General features: G+C 37.6%; 14 protein-coding genes. 1 reads left to right on the top strand and 13 read right to left on the bottom strand.

Translation table 11 applies throughout. The features are described 5' to 3' along the window. Positions 1-6 precede the first annotated feature (6 nt). From nrdR to gltB, 3 genes are all read right to left on the bottom strand, one after another. On the bottom strand, positions 7-510 hold the full coding sequence (gene nrdR / locus HOY35_RS03465; protein ID WP_172210816.1) for a transcriptional regulator NrdR: 504 nt from the start codon (positions 508-510) through the stop codon (positions 7-9). A gap of 213 nt (positions 511-723) precedes the next feature. Beyond that, positions 724-2,163, bottom strand: a complete 1,440-nt coding sequence (locus HOY35_RS03460) for a glutamate synthase subunit beta (RefSeq protein ID WP_172210818.1) — start codon at positions 2,161-2,163, stop codon at positions 724-726. Further along, on the bottom strand, positions 2,163-6,662 hold the full coding sequence (gene gltB, locus HOY35_RS03455; protein WP_172210820.1) for a glutamate synthase large subunit: 4,500 nt from the start codon (positions 6,660-6,662) through the stop codon (positions 2,163-2,165). The genes HOY35_RS03460 and gltB overlap by 1 nt, the downstream gene beginning before the upstream one ends. A 385-nt stretch (positions 6,663-7,047) precedes the next feature. On the opposite strand from gltB, the gene zwf reads away from it, so the two are divergent. Continuing rightward, entirely contained in the window at positions 7,048-8,544 is a 1,497-nt protein-coding gene (zwf, locus tag HOY35_RS03450) for a glucose-6-phosphate dehydrogenase (protein WP_172210822.1), read from the top strand. Positions 8,545-9,207: 663 nt separating this feature from the next. On the opposite strand, the gene HOY35_RS03445 is transcribed toward zwf, so the two are convergent. The 10 genes from HOY35_RS03445 to HOY35_RS03400 all read right to left on the bottom strand — a co-directional run bounded on the left by HOY35_RS03445 (position 9,208) and on the right by HOY35_RS03400 (position 16,544). Then, positions 9,208-10,077, bottom strand: a complete 870-nt coding sequence (locus tag HOY35_RS03445; RefSeq protein WP_172210824.1) for a DUF1803 domain-containing protein — start codon at positions 10,075-10,077, stop codon at positions 9,208-9,210. 117 nt (positions 10,078-10,194) lie between these two features. Continuing rightward, positions 10,195-11,130, bottom strand: coding sequence for a manganese-dependent inorganic pyrophosphatase (locus HOY35_RS03440; RefSeq protein WP_172210826.1), 936 nt, complete (start codon positions 11,128-11,130; stop codon positions 10,195-10,197). Between the two features lie 142 nt (positions 11,131-11,272). Then, positions 11,273-11,995 carry a YebC/PmpR family DNA-binding transcriptional regulator gene (locus tag HOY35_RS03435; protein ID WP_172210828.1) on the bottom strand — a complete coding sequence of 241 codons (723 nt, stop codon included), beginning with the start codon at positions 11,993-11,995 and terminating at the stop codon, positions 11,273-11,275. Between the two features lie 98 nt (positions 11,996-12,093). Continuing rightward, complete coding sequence (locus HOY35_RS03430) at positions 12,094-13,248, bottom strand: nucleotidyltransferase (RefSeq protein ID WP_172210830.1); 1,155 nt, start codon at positions 13,246-13,248, stop codon at positions 12,094-12,096. Positions 13,249-13,315: 67 nt separating this feature from the next. Beyond that, a complete protein-coding gene (locus HOY35_RS03425) occupies positions 13,316-14,011 on the bottom strand; it encodes a class I SAM-dependent methyltransferase (protein WP_172211029.1) in 696 nt (231 codons plus the stop codon). A 42-nt stretch (positions 14,012-14,053) separates the two neighbouring features. Beyond that, the gene (rsfS, locus tag HOY35_RS03420; protein ID WP_249641468.1) at positions 14,054-14,407 is read right to left on the bottom strand and encodes a ribosome silencing factor; all 354 of its coding nucleotides are present in this window, start codon (positions 14,405-14,407) and stop codon (positions 14,054-14,056) included. 222 nt (positions 14,408-14,629) lie between these two features. Further along, positions 14,630-15,235, bottom strand: coding sequence for a bis(5'-nucleosyl)-tetraphosphatase (symmetrical) YqeK (gene yqeK / locus HOY35_RS03415; protein ID WP_172210832.1), 606 nt, complete (start codon positions 15,233-15,235; stop codon positions 14,630-14,632). Beyond that, a complete protein-coding gene (locus HOY35_RS03410) occupies positions 15,228-15,860 on the bottom strand; it encodes a nicotinate-nucleotide adenylyltransferase (RefSeq protein ID WP_172210834.1) in 633 nt (210 codons plus the stop codon). Before HOY35_RS03410 ends, yqeK begins: the two co-directional genes overlap by 8 nt. Positions 15,861-15,897: 37 nt before the next feature. After that, positions 15,898-16,212, bottom strand: coding sequence for a ribosome assembly RNA-binding protein YhbY (yhbY, locus tag HOY35_RS03405; RefSeq protein WP_172210836.1), 315 nt, complete (start codon positions 16,210-16,212; stop codon positions 15,898-15,900). Positions 16,213-16,361: 149 nt separating this feature from the next. After that, on the bottom strand, positions 16,362-16,544 hold the full coding sequence (locus tag HOY35_RS03400) for a 4-oxalocrotonate tautomerase (RefSeq protein ID WP_172210838.1): 183 nt from the start codon (positions 16,542-16,544) through the stop codon (positions 16,362-16,364). Positions 16,545-16,636: the final 92 nt, after the last annotated feature.

Here is a 16,636-nt window from a genome sequence, read left to right as displayed (position 1 = left end):
ACTCTTTCATTTTTTATTTTTTTCAAGCTTAGAGCTATCATTATTATTGCTATTGCGAATTTGCTGCATCATATCCTCTAATTCCTCTAAAAAAACACTCATATCTTTAAACTGGCGATAAACACTAGCAAAACGAATATAAGCAACCTCATCAACCTTTGCTAGCTCCTCCATCACATACTCACCAACCTGATTGGTTGAAATTTCGTTTTCTCCAATTGCCAACACCTTTTTTTCGACCTTGTCAACAATTTCAGTCATTTGATCCATTGAAATCGAGCGTTTTTCAGCGCTTCTAACAATTCCACGTAGTATTTTTTCGCGCTTAAATTCCTCACGCTCACCATTCTTTTTAACCACTAATAATGGCGTTTGTTCAATTCTTTCAAACGTTGTAAATCTAAAGCCACAATTTTCACATTCACGTCTACGGCGGATTGCACCACCATCTTCTAATTGACGACTATCCACCACTTTAGAGCGATTATCTTTACATTTAGGACATTTCATGAGCAGTTCCCCCTTACATTAGACTAGTTTGGTTAATTATAACATATCTCATTCATCAGTCGCTGCTTTTTAAAATCTTTAGCATAGAATTTAGCGAATAATAGCAATCTTTTCTTAAACAATTACTAAACTAAAAAAATTTTGAGTGTATATTTCAAGTTTCAAAAAGACTTTTAAAAAACTTTAAACAGTTTTTTAAAAGTCTTAATCTAATTATTGGGCAACTAATGCTCTTAATGAGGTATCGACCCTCTCTGCAGCTAGTCTACCTTCACGGATTGCCCAAATCACTAAGCTTGGACCTCGCTTGGCATCACCAGCAACATAGACACGTTCATTATCCGTTGTATAGTCATCTAAAATTTCTTTGACATCAAATTGCTCAAATAAGCTTTGCTCAGCACCTGTAAAGCCCATTGCTAATAAAACCAAATCCGCCTTAATCGTTTTTTCAGTGCCTTCAATTGGTTGGAAATTAGGACCAACCTTAACTGTTTCAATTGCAATTAATTGTCCACGCTCAGCACCAATAAATGAAGTCGTTGAGGTAGAAAATTCAGTCAACATTGTATCTTGTACAAAATTAGCTTCTTCTTGACCATAGCCCAATCGATTGACCATTGGATATTCTGGCCAAGGATTAGCATCGCCTCGGTGCTCTGGTAGCTGTGGTGTAATTTCCAGCTGTGTAACTCGTGCTGCACCCTGTCTAACAGCCGTACCGATACAGTCATTACCTGTATCACCTCCACCAATAACAACAACGTGTTTGCCTGCCAAAACCTGATTAACCTTATCTTTACCATGGCGCAAAACATTTTTAGTAGTTTCCGTCAAGTAATCTACCGCAAAGCGAACACCCTGTAGCTGACGACCGGGTATATTTAAATCACGAGGTACACTGGCACCGCTAGCAATAATTACTCGATCAAAGGCAGTGTATAACTCTTCAGCAGTGATATCAATACCAATTTCAGTATTAGCCACAAAATTAATACCAACCTTTTTCATAACCTCGATTCGACGTTCTATCACGTCCTTATCAAGCTTCATATTTGGAATACCATACATCAGCAAGCCACCAAAGCGATCGCTACGTTCGAATATGGTTACGGTATGACCCAATTGGTTTAAGCGCCAAGCAGCAGATAAACCAGCAGGTCCAGAGCCAACAATTGCAACTTTAAAATTAGTTCTTTCAACCGGATAGCCGGTTGCTTCCACCCAGTCATTATCAAATGCCGTATCAATAATAAAGCGTTCATTGTCATGGATGGCCACCCCAGCACCATTTAAAGCCTCCGTACAGGATTTTTCACATGGCGCAGGACATACTCGACCGGTCATTTCAGGTAGTGGATTAGTTCGTGCCAAACGTTCAAATGCTTTTTTAAATTCACCACGATAAACTAGGTCATTCCATTCTGGAATTAGATTATCATTAGGACAGCCCGCAACAGCACGCTTACCACCATAGAAAACACCTGAATGACAGAATGGAATACCACAATTCATACAGCGAGCTGCTTGCTCAATTCGCGCTTCCTCAGAAAGCGGCGTTTGTAATTCCTCCCAATCATTAATCCGCTCTTCAACTGGACGGTATGGGTTGTCAATTCTTTTATACTTCAAAAAACCAAAAGGATTTGCCATTATTTACCACCTCCGACATAAGTTGCTTTCTTTCCAGTTGTTGCGACTTCAAAACTTTGGAATAATAATTCATCGCCTGTAAGCCCCTCTGTTTCAAGCGCTTCAGTAATATCATTAATTTTATGGAAATCAGTCGGATAAACCTTAACAAAATTTTGAGATTCTACTTCCCAATTTGCCAACAATTTTTTCGCCTTATTAGAGCCAGTATATTCCAGATGATTTTGCACCAATTCCTTAAGTACACCGTCACCTGAGGTTTCACCAACCTTAAATAGGTCAACCATTTCGGCATTCAAATTCCCCGCCAATTTATCCTCTGGATCATAAACATAAGCAACACCACCAGACATACCTGCCCCAAAGTTGCGACCGGTTGAGCCTAGAATCACTGCAACGCCACCTGTCATATATTCACAGCCATGGTCACCAACGCCTTCAACTACAACTGAAGCACCACTATTACGAACACAGAATCTTTCGCCTGCACGACCTAAGAAGTAAGCTTCACCACGATTGGCGCCAAAGCAAGAAACATTACCAACAATTGGTGAGTTTTCGATATCATAGCTAGCATCTTTTGGTGGGACAACGATTAGACGACCACCGCTAAGCCCTTTGCCAATATAGTCATTGGCTTCACCGATTAACTTAAGCTCCATACCTTGTGTCGCAAAGGCGCCGAAGCTTTGACCAGCAATACCTGTATAACGGTATTTTAATAAGCCAGGTTGGACCTCATAGTTACCATAGCGTTCAGCAATCCAGCCGCCCATTCTGGCACCTACGGCACGATCCAGATTATTGATTGGATTATCAATTGTTACTTCAAGATTTTGATCAATCGCAGAGTTAGCAAAGCTGTCCAACTCTTTCCATTGACGCTTCTCATAGAAAGGATCAATTGCTTTTCTTTCAATACTGATTGAAGGACCAAGAATTCGAGAAAAATCAAGCGATTTTGCTTTCCCCTTTGCCACAAAGCGTGGCTTAAGCACTTCTGTTTGGCCAATTAATTCATCAACTGTTCTAAAGCCTAGCTCAGCCATAACCTCGCGTAATTCTTCGGCCATAAAGAACATCATATTAACAACATGCTCTGGTTTACCTGAAAAATGCTTCCTAAGCTCAGGATTTTGCGTTGCAACACCAACTGGACAGGTATTTAAGCTACAAACCCGCATCATGACACAGCCAACCGCGGCTAACGCAAGGGTGGCAAAGGAAAATTCTTCAGCACCTAAAATAGCGGCAATTGCAATATCACGACCAGTCATTAGCTTACCATCTGTTTCCAAAATCATTCGTTGACGTAAGCCGTTCATTGCTAATGTTTGATGGGCTTCTGCAAGTCCCATTTCCCAAGGTAAGCCTGCATCACGGACTGAGTTTCTCGGTGAAGCACCTGTCCCACCATCGTAGCCAGCGATGACCACAACATCTGCACCAGCCTTAACACAGCCAGTTGCAATCGTACCAACCCCAGTTGATGAGACTAGCTTACAGTTAACCTTGGCATAAGGATTGATCTTCTTTAAATCAAAAATTAATTGGGCTAAATCCTCAATCGAATAAATATCATGATGCGGCGGTGGTGAAATCAGAGAAACACCCGGTGTTGATCCTCGAATCTCAGCAACCCAAGGAAAAGCTTTCGTTCCAGGTAATTGACCACCTTCACCCGGTTTTGCACCTTGCGCCAGCTTGATTTGTAATTCTTCGGCACTCATTAAATATTCAGCATTAACACCAAAGCGACCAGAGGCAACCTGTTTAATTTTTGAATTTAGCCAAGTACCGTCAGCTTGTTTCTTAAAACGATTTCTATTTTCGCCACCTTCACCTGAGTTAGATTTGGCACCAATTGAGTTCATTGCTTCCGCAATACATTCATGTGCTTCTTTAGAAAGTGAGCCAAAGCTCATCGCACCAACCTTAAATCTTTTAACAATTTCTGACGCTGGTTCGACTTCTTCAATTGCCACACTTGGACGATTGGCTGAAAATTCCCACATTGAACGTAAGGTAGTCGGCGTTGATAGGGCTTCCTCATTCATTTGCTCAGTGTATTGCTTAAACAAGCTATAATCACCTGCACGGATTGCCGTTTGGAAGTTATAAATCGACTGTGGATTATATAAATGATGCTCGCCATCTGTTTTGTACTGGAATGAGCCACCACTTGGTAGGAAATCACGCTGCTTTTCACCAAAGGCGTATTCGTAGCGTTTCAGATATTCGGCTTCAATTTGGAATAGGCTCAAGCCACCAATTCGACTGACAGTACCAACAAAGAATTTATTGACAACCTCATCAGATAAGCCAACCGCTTCAAATAGCTGTGCACCATGATAGCCGGCAATGGTTGAAATCCCCATTCGGCTCATGACCTTAACAATCCCTTTTTCACAGGCTTTCCTGTAATTTTCAAGCAGTTTTTCATCAGTGCTAAAATCTTTAATCGTTTGATACGCACCATATGGGTGAATGGCACTTGCTCCATAACCGATTAGCGTGGCAAAATGATGCACCTCATTTACTTCAGCCGAATCAACAACAATTGAAAATGCGCCACCCTTGCCTTTATCAACCATATAATTATGCAAGCCAGAAACAGCAAGCAAAATTGGCATTGGCATTGTATCCGCACTGACACCACGATCGCTTAATACAATGATACTTGTGCCGTTATCTACTAGCTTTTCAACAGCCTTAAACATATCTTCGAGTGCATGGTGCAATCGTGTTGGTGTCTCAGGCTTCAAATTGTATAGGGTTGAAACAATGCTAACCTTATGCTTACGGTCTTTTAATTTCGCTAATTTTTCAAAATCTGCCGTTGAAAGCACAGGTGAGTCTACCTTAACCTTGACGCAGTTATCAGCCGAATCAACTAATAAATTACCATCACGACCAAGATACATTTCAGTACCAATAACTAATTTTTCACGGATTGCATCAATTGGTGGATTAGTAACCTGAGCAAATTGTTGCTTAAAGTAGGTAAATAAACTTTGTGGCTGATCGCTTAAAACGGCAAGTGGTGAATCAAAGCCCATTGATATTACTGGCTCTTCACCCTTTTCAGCCATCGCCAGAATTACTGTTCTAATCGCTTCATCAGTATAGCCAAAAATCTTCCAAACAGTTGCTAACTCCTCTGTTGTCAAATCTGCTGGTAATGGCTGTTCCTTTAAGTTATCAATGTGCAGTAAGCTTTTATCTAACCATTTTTGATAAGGATGCTGCTCTGCATAATATTTTTTAACGGCTTCATTTTTAGTAACTGTTCCTTTTTTGGTATCGATTAAAATCATATTACCAGGTCCAAGAACACCCTTTTCGACTACTCTCGAGGGCTCTAAGTCAACCACACCGCTTTCAGAAGAACAAACAATAAAATTATCCTTGGTAATAGAATAGCGTGAAGGTCTCAGCCCATTTCTATCTAAGCGAGCCCCAACAGTTTCACCATCAGTGAAAACGAGCGCTGCTGGACCATCCCAAGGTGCCATGAAGCTAGTTGCATACTCATAAAAAGCAGTTAGCTCTGGGGATAAGCCAGCCTGCTTACCCCAGGCCTCAGGAATCATCATTAGTAAGCTTTGTGGAATGTCCCTACCGTGGCGATAGAGGTACTCCATACAGTTTTCGAGCTTAGCTGAATCAGAATTTTCTTCATTATAAACCTCAACATTATGTGAAGTCATCCAATTTTCAGCGCCGCGCAGTGTATTGATTTCACCATTATGTGCTAAAAATCTAAAGGGTTGAGCACGATCCCAGCTTGGGAAAGTATTCGTTGAAAAACGTGAATGTGTTAATGCAATACAGCTTGTCATATGGGGATCTGATAGGTCTGGATAAAACAAGCGGACTTGGAAAGCATGCAGCATGCCCTTGTATACAAGCGTCTTTGCTGAGAGTGAGCAGATAAACATTTCTTCTGGTGAGAAGATTTTTTCTAGCTTTCTTCTAAGACGGAATAAACGATCTTCAAATTCTCTGGCGTCTGCTATTTCAATTGGTTTCTCGATAATAACCTGAGCAAAGCTTGGCATTACCTTCTGAGCACCCGGCCCACAATTATCAAAATTGAACGGCACATCTCTTGTAAAAATCACTCGGTAACCAGCGGTTTCAATTTCTGTAACAATTGCTTGAAGTAATTGTGTTTTTTTTATGTGATCTTTTGGCAGGAAAAACATACCAACCGCATAATCACCGCTTTTTGGCAATTCAATGTTTCTCTTATTGGCCTTGGTTCTAAAGAATTCATCAGGCATTGATAATAGAATACCAGCGCCATCACCAGTATCTGGCTCTGCACCAGTACCACCACGATGATTCATTCTTTCTAACATAGTCAACGCATAATCAATCAACTTATGTGATGGTACACCGTCAATTTGAGCGACAAAACCCATACCGCAGGCATCTGATTCAAATGAAGGATCCCATAATGTTGTTTGCATTGCTTCTTTCGCAGCTGATTTCATTTTTCACACCTCTTAAATATTTTCAGTAAATTTTTGTGAAACTAACATTGAATGTAACTTAAACTGATTTATTAAAATTCTACCTATATTTTAACTAAGTTTCAACAATTTTCTGAATTTTTTCCAAAAATTAAACAATTATAACGATAAAATAATATTTAGATTAAATTAAACGCATTTTTTATAACTGAATAATAATTTTAGGTTTATAGAATAGCATAAATACTTTTTTTCAAAACTATTTTAACATATTTTTAATGAAAATGATTGATATTGGAACTGATAAATAATTTATTGCTTTGAAATATCAGACTTATCACTCCAATTTACATCGTATTCGTGATAGAATAGAAAAGTAATATCATAGATGAGAGTAGGAATAAGAATGACTGATAAAAAAGCGTTATTTACGATATTCGGTGCAACTGGCGATTTAGCTAAACGTAAGTTATTTCCTTCATTGTTTAATTTATATCAAAAAGGAATTATTAATAAAAATTTTGCTGTAATAGGTACAGCAAGACGTGAATGGTCAAAGGCTCATTTTGAGCAAGTGGTAATCGATTCAATTGCAGATATTGATGCACCGATTCAATATAAAACTCAATTTGCTTCCCATTTTTATTATCAAAGTCATGATGTCACCGATCAGGCACATTATATTACTTTGAAAAAGCTTTCAGATGAATTAACTGAGAAATATCAAACAGCTAATAATAAAATATTTTATTTAGCAATGGCACCAAATTTTTTTGGTACAATTGTAACTCATTTGAAATCAGAGAATATTATTAATAAAAATGGCTTTGAACGTTTAATTATTGAGAAGCCCTTTGGTTCTTCATTGGCAACCGCACGGCAGCTCAATCAAGAAATCGCTACTTCTTTTGATGAATCACAAATTTATCGAATTGATCATTATCTTGGCAAGGAAATGATTCAAAATATTTCAGCAGTTCGTTTTGCCAATAAACTTTTTAAAGAGGTTTGGAATCGACATTTTATTGATAATATTCAAATCACCTTTGCTGAAAAATTAGGTGTCGAAGATCGCGGTGGCTACTATGATCATAGTGGTGCTTTAAAGGATATGGTTCAAAATCATATCTTACAGGTTCTATCCTTACTAGCAATGGAGCAACCAGAATCATATAATGAAGCAGCAATCCGAAAAGAAAAAATCAAAGCGCTAAGCGCCATTCGCAATTACCAGCCAAATGAAGTATTGGAAAATTTTGTTCGTGGCCAGTATGTTGCTGGTGAAATTGATCATCAAAAATTTATTAGCTATCGTGATGAAGCAAATGTTAATCCAGAATCAACGACCGAAACATTCGTGGCGGGTAAATTTGTGATTGATAATGAGCGCTGGCAAGGTGTTCCGTTCTTCTTTAGAACAGGCAAGCGATTAACCGAAAAGGGGACAAGAATTAATGTTGTTTTTAAACCGATTGAACACAACATCTTTGGTGGTGACCTAGAGCAAAATATTCTAACCATTTATATCCAGCCAACCGAGGGCTTTAGTCTGGCTTTAAACGGCAAGGAAATCGGGCAGGGCTTTGATATATCGCCTCTAAAATTAAGCTATCGCCATGATGCTGAGGTACTTGGCAACTCTCCTGAGGCATACGAAAAACTAATTCTTGATACCTTAAATGGTGACTCGACAAACTTTAGTCATTGGGAGGAAGTTGAGGCAAGCTGGAAGCTGATTGATGTCATTACAAGCGTCTGGGAAAATTCTGAGCAAGCTTTACCTAGCTACCCAGCTGGCACAATGGGACCAAATGAAAGCTTTAGTTTATTAAAGAAGCATGACACGCATTGGATTTGGCAGCCAGATATTTGGTATCGCGAGCGTGGTTTACTTGAAGATTAAACATAAAAGGGGTTGGGACATAAGTCCTAACCTCTTTTATGTTATTCGTAATTTACGGGGGACAATGCAATAACGACTAAGCGGAAAATCCGCTAAGGCACGCTGCCATAAGCTTTTCCGTAAGTCGCTGATGCGACAACTTCAATGCCATAGGAAAATAGACAAATTGCCGAATATTGTCTAAAAAGCTGAAATGCCTTGCTCAGAAAGTTGAACATAAGACTGAAAAATAGTAAAAGGCGCTCTTTGCCATGTCGACTTACTCTCCGAGAATTTCAGAATGAAATTTGAAGCAGTTAGTCGGCAAGGTATGCAATTGAACTAAACTTTTAAAGCTTTCCTTGGTCGCTTATAAAAGTAAGTTCAATTGTTGCCACGAATTATTTTTTCAGCTTATGCCGATACTTTCAAGCCGCTGAAGCTGGATTAGCTTGTGCATACTTTTTCTCTAATTTCCTAAACGCTGGTCATTGAAGCCAGATTGTCTAAAATGCTGAAATGACCGTTTAGCGTGAATGGGTTAAATCAATTAGAAAAGTAGCGATACAAGTACGTCTTGCACTTTTCTGAGAGAGTTGCTTTAACACCTATTTCTACGTCGTTAAATGGCTTTTGTCCCACTGCCTTTTATTTTAATAAATTCAGTTTCATTTGTTTATTCAATTAAGCCTCAATTGTCCAATAAGCAAATTGACTCGTCATAAAATAATCATAGACCCTTTGATGAATCATGCCACTCGTTATAAAACGTTCTGGTATCGTTAATTTTTCTAGCTCATCAAATTCAATTGCTTTGAGCTGCTCAAGGATTGGCGCTGCCATAGCCTTACCTTCAATATAAGGTAATTTCAAGCCATAGCAATTTTGACCTAGGCCTTCGATAATTTTAAAATCAGCAAGAGCTCTAACAAAAATGTCCGGACGCTTTTGAGTCACCTCTGCTTTTTTTAGAAACTTTAATAAAAAGGTCGTCATATACTTCAATCCATACTCTGGATTAACATCGCCTAAATATTGATTAATTTCCTGTTCTTTTTCGGTCAGCATTTCTTCATCCTGATGGCGAAAATATAAATATGGATTCAGTTCTGTCTCTGTTAGCTGATTTAAAAAATAAAAAACAACCTGATTAGTCTGATTATTTAATTGATCCAATCGATAAAGCTTGGGCTGAGCTTCAAGCAGGATATATTCAGGTTGAACCACCTGCAAATTTTTAAAATATTGTGAAAAAAAAACATTATTGAGCTTCAGCTCGCTCGCCTCAAGCAGAGAAATCTGAGCTTCAGCAATGCTTTTTACGATATCATCATCTTGAATAGCAATTAAATCAGAGCTTAGATAATAACGCTTATTTTCACGCTTAATCAACCCTAAATCGATGTAGTGATCAATTTTTCGATCGATTTGTGACACTTCAGAATATTTCGCTTTGATTTCTCGAAGCGATAGAACTGATTGATTTAAAAGCTCTAGTAAACTTTTTAGAAATATATCATACTTTAATCTTTTATCAGTTGTTAATAATTGCATTTTTACTCCTCAAACGAATGACAAAAAAATTGCTAGATACTCGAATGCTTAGCAAGCTAGTTCTAAAATAGAGCCTGTGGGCATTTCAAGTATCATAGCAACTCTATCGTTAGCTAATTATTGATTAAAGCTTTCGGTTAATTGTGGTACGACTTGTTTTTTACGTGAAACGGCACCTGCTAAAAAGGCATGATTTTCTTTTAGTTCAAAGTTAAAAGCTGCTTCAACTTTATCTTGGTGATTACCAATCGCCAAAATTTCCGAATTCGAATTAACAATATCAGTAATCATTAAAACAAAATCCGTCCAGCCATTTGTAACAATCGCCTCTTTAATCGCTGATTCTAACTCATCTTGACGTCCCAAAACTTCATTAATATCAACGGTATTGACTTGTGCCACACGAACATTTTGACCATTTAATTCAAATGTTTTAGCATCTAGGTCAATCAATTCGCTCGCTGATTTAGTTGCCAAATTCGTACCAGCCTTTAATAGCTCTAAGCCGTAGACTTCTAAATCAACACCAGCTATTTCTGCCAATTCCTTCGCTAAAGGAATATCAGTCTGATGTGTTGTTGGTGACTTTAATAATAATGTATCCGAAATAATGGCTGAAAGCATTAATCCTGCCAATTCCTTTGTAATTTCTAAATTAGCTTCTTTATACATCCGAGCAATAATTGAAGATGCTGAGCCTACTGGCTCCGCTCTAAAAAATAATGGATTCGCTGTTTCAAAATTGGCAATTCGATGATGATCGACCACACCGACAATTGTTAAATCACGAATATCTTCAATTGATTGCTGAAATTCATTGTGATCAGTTAATATGACTTCTTTAACACCCTCGTCACTCGCACGCTTCACAAGGCGCGGTGCAGCAATTTTAAAATATTCTAAGGCAAAAAGTGTTTCTTCATTTAATTCACCTAGCGCTACCGCTTCGGCATCTGCACCAGCAACCTGTCTTTCCCAGTTCGCAAAAGCAATACTTGAAGCTATTGCATCTGTATCAGGATTTTGATGTCCAAAAACTAAAATTTTACTCATGATCATACTCCTTAAAAATTTGTTAATTAAAATTCAAGACATAATGCTTCGATTTGTCGCTATCTGTTACTCAAAAGACCTAAGCACAAATCTTCAAAGCACTGAAAAGCAAACTAAATTTAAGCTACTTTATCCCTTGATTTTAATTATCCTCTACATTATGATAAACCTTTTGCACATCTTCGTCATCTTCCAAAGCTTCGATTAATCCCTCGAATTTTTCAGCATCTTCTCCAGCTAAAACTACCTCGCTTTGTGAAATCATTTCAAGCTCAGAAATCGTAAATGATGCAACACCGTTAGCTTTTAATACAGCCATTGCTGTATGCAAATCTTCCGGCTCTGTATAAACGATAATCTGACCTTCTTCTTCTGTCACATCACGAACGTCAATATCAGCCTCCATTAATAATTCAAGAATTGTATCAGCATCTTGATCTACTTGTTCAAAAGCAATGACACCTGTATTATCAAACAGATAGCTAACTGCACCAGAAACGCCCATATTACCACCATTTTTACCGAAAGCTGTACGAACATTAGCAGCTGTACGATTAACATTCGTCGTTAAGGTGTCAACAATAATCATTGAACCGTTTGGACCAAAGCCCTCATAACGACCTTCGGTAAAGGTTTCATCTGTGCTTCCCTTAGCTTTATCGATTGCCTTATCAATAATATGTCTTGGTACGTTTGCTTGCTTAGCACGATCAACAACAAATTTCAATTTCTGATTAGCCGCTGGATCTGGATCACCCTGCTTGGCTGCGGCATAAATTTCAATTCCAAATTTAGCATAGACCTTACTATTTGCTCCATCTTTTGCCGTTTTCTTAGCAACAATATTTGCCCATTTACGTCCCATTTTGACACTTCTTTCTATTATTTAATTTTTTTCAAAAATATTATATTCCCTAACGGTGTACCTTAATATTATACTGATTTTACCAAAAAATGAAAAGCCTAAGTTCTAATTGGTACACGCCCAAAGCTTTGTGACGGAATTTTAGGTGCTAAGAGCTGATAAATCGCGTCAACTCTTAAATCTAACTGATAAATTACATCATCTCGTCCGATTTTGGATAATACTGGTAGTTTGAATTGATTTTTATTGACTTTTAAATAATCTTGCCCGCATTTAGAAAATCCTAATATATGAATAAAGCCTTGCTTTCTTGCTGCCAAAATTTCACAATCCGATACATTAATTAAAATGTAGGACATTAATCTCGATAGGTAGGCGTAGGTATAGCGTTTAGACTTCAAGCCTTTAATTAATTCATCTAACGAATTAGCTGTTAAAATTACTTTTTTTAGCTTATACTCTAGCCCTTCCTTCATCTGATGAATACTAGCTAGTTCCCGAAGTGAAGCCGATAGAATGCGATATTTTAATAAATTAAAAATAGTTTCTGGAAAAATTGGTGTTCCATTTTGGTAATAGCTCCAAACATTACGAGGTACAACTTGCTGAATTTGTGAAAATTGATTATTGGCGGTCATTTGACGAATTGCTGTCGCGCTCGCCAAATGATCAACACGATTTAATTGATGATAAGCAACCTTTTCCCTTAAAATTGGTATAAGCCGCATCGGCTGTTTGAGCTTAGCATTTGCTTGGGCATAGCTTAACGCTAGCAGATGATTGGGTGTATTAAAAACAAAGCGATCACCGAGTAGCGCCTGCCAAATCACAGTCATTTTCGCAGGATAATTCAAATTATCAGGTAAATCAGCAAGGCGTTTGGCAATCCAATCCTGATTTATTAACGCCAATTGCCCAAATTTTTGGTAATCAAGCTGCTGGTTATCTGTACCAAAGCAGACGGCTTCACAGTTCAAGGCGGAAAGCAGCTCAATTGCGCCAGAGGCAAAATAATCTGCCGAAGCAACTGCGCTTGCAAAGGGCAGCTCAACTACTAGGTCAACACCATTTTTTAAGGCCATCTCCGCTCGTTGCCACTTATCAAATATCGCAGGTGCACCCCTTTGAACAAAATTACCACTCATCACAGCAATGACAGCATCAGCACCAGTCAATCTTTTAGCCGCTTCAATATGATATAAATGACCATTATGAAAAGGATTATATTCAACAATTATACCAACCGTTTTCATCAAGCAACTCCTAAATTTTTGATTGCAACGCTTTTAGTCAGACTACTGAGCTTTAAACTAAACATATTTAATATTTCTTACAAACGAAGAAGATTCTTTCACTTGTAGGTTTTGGTACGTGATCTTCAAAATCAGCATAAAGCCTAACATTCATAAAACCGCTTGATTCAAGCATCATTTGATAATAATCAATTTCATAAGTGCGTTCTTGATGAATTTCGTCAAAGCGATTGAAATGATTCTCGTCATTTTTGACAAAAAAAGTTAATTCGTGAACAATACTGTGTGATTTTTCACCAGGATAACTATCCCATAAAAAAGCAAAATCTTCTTCATTCTCATGAAAACTGTAATTTGGGAAAATATGGTCAATTTTATAAGTTGAATGCACATCAAAAATAAAGACGCCATCATCTTCCAAAGCGTTAAAGACACCGTCAAAGACCTGCTGTACCTCTTGCGCATTGCGCATATAGCAAATGGAATCTGAAAAACAAGTGATTGCCTGATATTTTTCACTGTCATCTAAATCAAGCATATCGCCAATCACCCAATTAACATTTACTGCCTCTTCAACAGCGCGATTATAGGCAACCATCAGCATTTCTTCTGATAGGTCTAATCCAGTGACCTGATAGCCCTCTTTGGCAAATTCACAGGCTAAGGCTCCAGTACCACAAGCTAGCTCGAGAATTGATTGAGTGGCCTCTGGCAATTTATTTTTAGTAAAGGCTAACCATTTTTGATATAATGACTCATCCATGACCTCATCGTAAACAAAAGCAAAAGTTTCATAAGCCTTCAACTAGCTCACCCACTCGTGAATATCTACCAAAGGCGCATCGGACCAAAGCTTTTCAATATTGTAATGCTCTCGTTCCTCTGAAGAAAAAATATGAACCACCACGTCAATTAAATCAATTAGAATCCAAGAATTGCCTGAACGACCCTCAACTCTGGCAACCTTACCGTGATTTGCTTCAATTTTTTCAATAATTTCATCAACGATGGCATTTAATTGTCGCTCATTGCCTGCCTCAGTGATTACAAAGTAATCTGTAACAGGACTGATCCCTGCCAAATCAAGTGCTACTGTATCTATTGCTCGCTTTGAATCCGCAGCCTTAATCACAATTTCTAACATTTCTTTGCTTGTCAAATTTTTGCCTCCACAATTTTTTTTAACATTAGTTTCAATATTTAGTAAAAGTTTCAAATTACTAAAATATCGCAAAATTTATATCTATTTTAACATATCTGATTAAGAATCACTAATCAAGTAGCGGTAGATTTTTACAAACCCGATTCATAAAAATAAAAAAACATATGAAATTACGTGATTAAACGAATTTAATATGCTTTATAATTGGCTTTTGGCCCCTTATTCTTGTTTTTTCCCTGCACAATATCGATTATAGGTTGCAATCGTTAACGGATAAATGGCAAGCCTTTGTTCAATCAAATAGCTCAAGGTATGAGCTGTTTCAAAGGCTACCGCATCATCTAAGCTTTTTTCAGCAATCTCCCTAGCACTTTGAACTCCTGGAAAATCACGTCCTAATTCAATATAATCAGCCACATATAGAATTTTATCTAAGGCTGACATTTGTGCCGCACCTGTAGTATGAATTTCAATCGCATGTAAAATCGTTTCATCCTTTAACGCAAGCTGTTCACGAATGATATATACCCCAACCATACCATGCCAAATATTATTATTCCAAGTTTTGAGATTGCCATCTAAATGATACTTTTCAATTGCAGCAATAAAATCACTATCCGGCAGCTCTTTGCAATAATCATGCAGCAGCCCGGCGATACTTGCACGCTCAGTGCATTCCCCATACTGCTCAGCAAGCATAATTGCAGCCTGTTCAACGCCAAGAATGTGTTTAAAGCGTTTTTCAGAAACTTGATTTTTTACTAGATTAACTAATTCAGCACGCGTATAGGGTAATAAATTTAATTGATATTCCAAATTATTCATTGATATACAGTCCTTGTTGATAAATATACGCCAATACCTTTGGCGGTACTAAAAAATTAGGTTCATTGCCAGAACGGATTAATTGCCGAATTTTTTGCGACGATATATCTAATTTAGGGATGTCAACCCAAATCACTGGATAGCTCGTACCACTTTTATAGCCGGGTCGCTGAACGCCGACAAATTGTACCATTTCAACCAATTGATCAATATTGCGCCACTTCGGTAAATATTCCACCATATCCCCACCAATGATAAAATAATAATCAATATCGGGATGCTGGCTGGTTAAGTCTTTCATTGTATCATAGGTGTAGCTTTTTCCCGCACGAGAAAGCTCAATTGTTTCTAAGGTCAAGCCTTGATGATTTTCTATCGCCAGCTCAATCATTTTTGCACGATGATGACTAGGAATCGTTGACTTTTCATCAACATGTGGCGGCAAATATTCAGGCATCAATAAAACCTCATCTAAGCCAAGCTGCTGCTTGACTTGGTCTGCAACAACTAAATGAGCTTGGTGAATTGGGTTAAAATTCCCACCCAAGATACCAACCTGCTTTCGATTTAAGTTGCCAGTCATTACTTCAATTTCAACCTTTGTAAATGGCGTTAAAAGTTCCATATTAGCTCCTTCTACAATAATCAAAACAATTCAAGTGCTATTTGATTTGATAAAGTTCGTTCGTTATTTTCCGATTTTCTTTTTTATCTGATTTCTTATAGGCCACGATTATTTTACCGATTTTTTGAATAACAGTCAGACCAAGCTGTACCTCAAGAATTTCAGCCACCTCATCAATAGCCTCATCTGTGTTTTGTAATAAAACAATCTTAATCAGCTCCCGCGCATCTAACGCCTGACGGATATTTGTTTTTATTTCATTATTTAGACCATTTTTACCAATTTGAACAATCGGGTTCAAATGGTGTGCTTGACCTTTTAGATATTTTTTTTGTTTACTGGTTAATTGCATTTTATTCTCCAATTCATTTTTTTACTCTGTCATATTCTAACATAATTATTTATTTTTAACTATGTCACAATGCCAATCAGTAAGCTCTAACATATTTAACAAAAAAATGGCACGCCTTAGTCTAGGGTGCCATTGCTTTAAAGACTTATTTACTTCTTTTTGATTTCACCATGTGGGAAATAGGTACCTTCAGGCATATCATTAATAAAAACGTGAATTGCTTCTTTAGGTGCTTTCGCAACGCGACTAACAACTTCAGTAACTTCTTTAGCTAGCTCAGCTTTTTGTTCATCTGAACGGCCTTCAAATAGATCAATTTTAACAAATGGCATTTAATAAGCTCCTTAATTTTTATTTTTATTATAGCATAATCTTAATTTGTTTAAAATTTTAAAACAAGGTCCAGCCTTATCAATAACATCTA

Origin of the sequence: Enterococcus sp. MMGLQ5-1 (genome assembly GCF_013155265.1) — a bacterium.
Classification (GTDB): Bacteria; Bacillota; Bacilli; order Lactobacillales; family Streptococcaceae; genus MMGLQ5-1.
The sequence above is the reverse complement of the archived record's forward strand: the minus strand, read 5'-3'. Positions and strand labels throughout refer to the sequence as shown.

What these genes read in the sequence shown, in the direction of transcription:
- nrdR (WP_172210816.1), bottom strand. Translation starts at nt 510, where the DNA reads ATGAAATGTCCTAAATGTAAAGATAATCGCTCTAAAGTGGTGGATAGT.
- HOY35_RS03460 (WP_172210818.1), bottom strand. Translation starts at nt 2,163, where the DNA reads ATGGCAAATCCTTTTGGTTTTTTGAAGTATAAAAGAATTGACAACCCA.
- gltB (WP_172210820.1), bottom strand. Translation starts at nt 6,662, where the DNA reads ATGAAATCAGCTGCGAAAGAAGCAATGCAAACAACATTATGGGATCCT.
- zwf (WP_172210822.1), top strand. Translation starts at nt 7,048, where the DNA reads ATGACTGATAAAAAAGCGTTATTTACGATATTCGGTGCAACTGGCGAT.
- HOY35_RS03445 (WP_172210824.1), bottom strand. Translation starts at nt 10,077, where the DNA reads ATGCAATTATTAACAACTGATAAAAGATTAAAGTATGATATATTTCTA.
- HOY35_RS03440 (WP_172210826.1), bottom strand. Translation starts at nt 11,130, where the DNA reads ATGAGTAAAATTTTAGTTTTTGGACATCAAAATCCTGATACAGATGCA.
- HOY35_RS03435 (WP_172210828.1), bottom strand. Translation starts at nt 11,995, where the DNA reads ATGGGACGTAAATGGGCAAATATTGTTGCTAAGAAAACGGCAAAAGAT.
- HOY35_RS03430 (WP_172210830.1), bottom strand. Translation starts at nt 13,248, where the DNA reads ATGAAAACGGTTGGTATAATTGTTGAATATAATCCTTTTCATAATGGT.
- HOY35_RS03425 (WP_172211029.1), bottom strand. Translation starts at nt 14,011, where the DNA reads ATGGATGAGTCATTATATCAAAAATGGTTAGCCTTTACTAAAAATAAA.
- yqeK (WP_172210832.1), bottom strand. Translation starts at nt 15,235, where the DNA reads ATGAATAATTTGGAATATCAATTAAATTTATTACCCTATACGCGTGCT.
- HOY35_RS03410 (WP_172210834.1), bottom strand. Translation starts at nt 15,860, where the DNA reads ATGGAACTTTTAACGCCATTTACAAAGGTTGAAATTGAAGTAATGACT.
- yhbY (WP_172210836.1), bottom strand. Translation starts at nt 16,212, where the DNA reads ATGCAATTAACCAGTAAACAAAAAAAATATCTAAAAGGTCAAGCACAC.
- HOY35_RS03400 (WP_172210838.1), bottom strand. Translation starts at nt 16,544, where the DNA reads ATGCCATTTGTTAAAATTGATCTATTTGAAGGCCGTTCAGATGAACAA.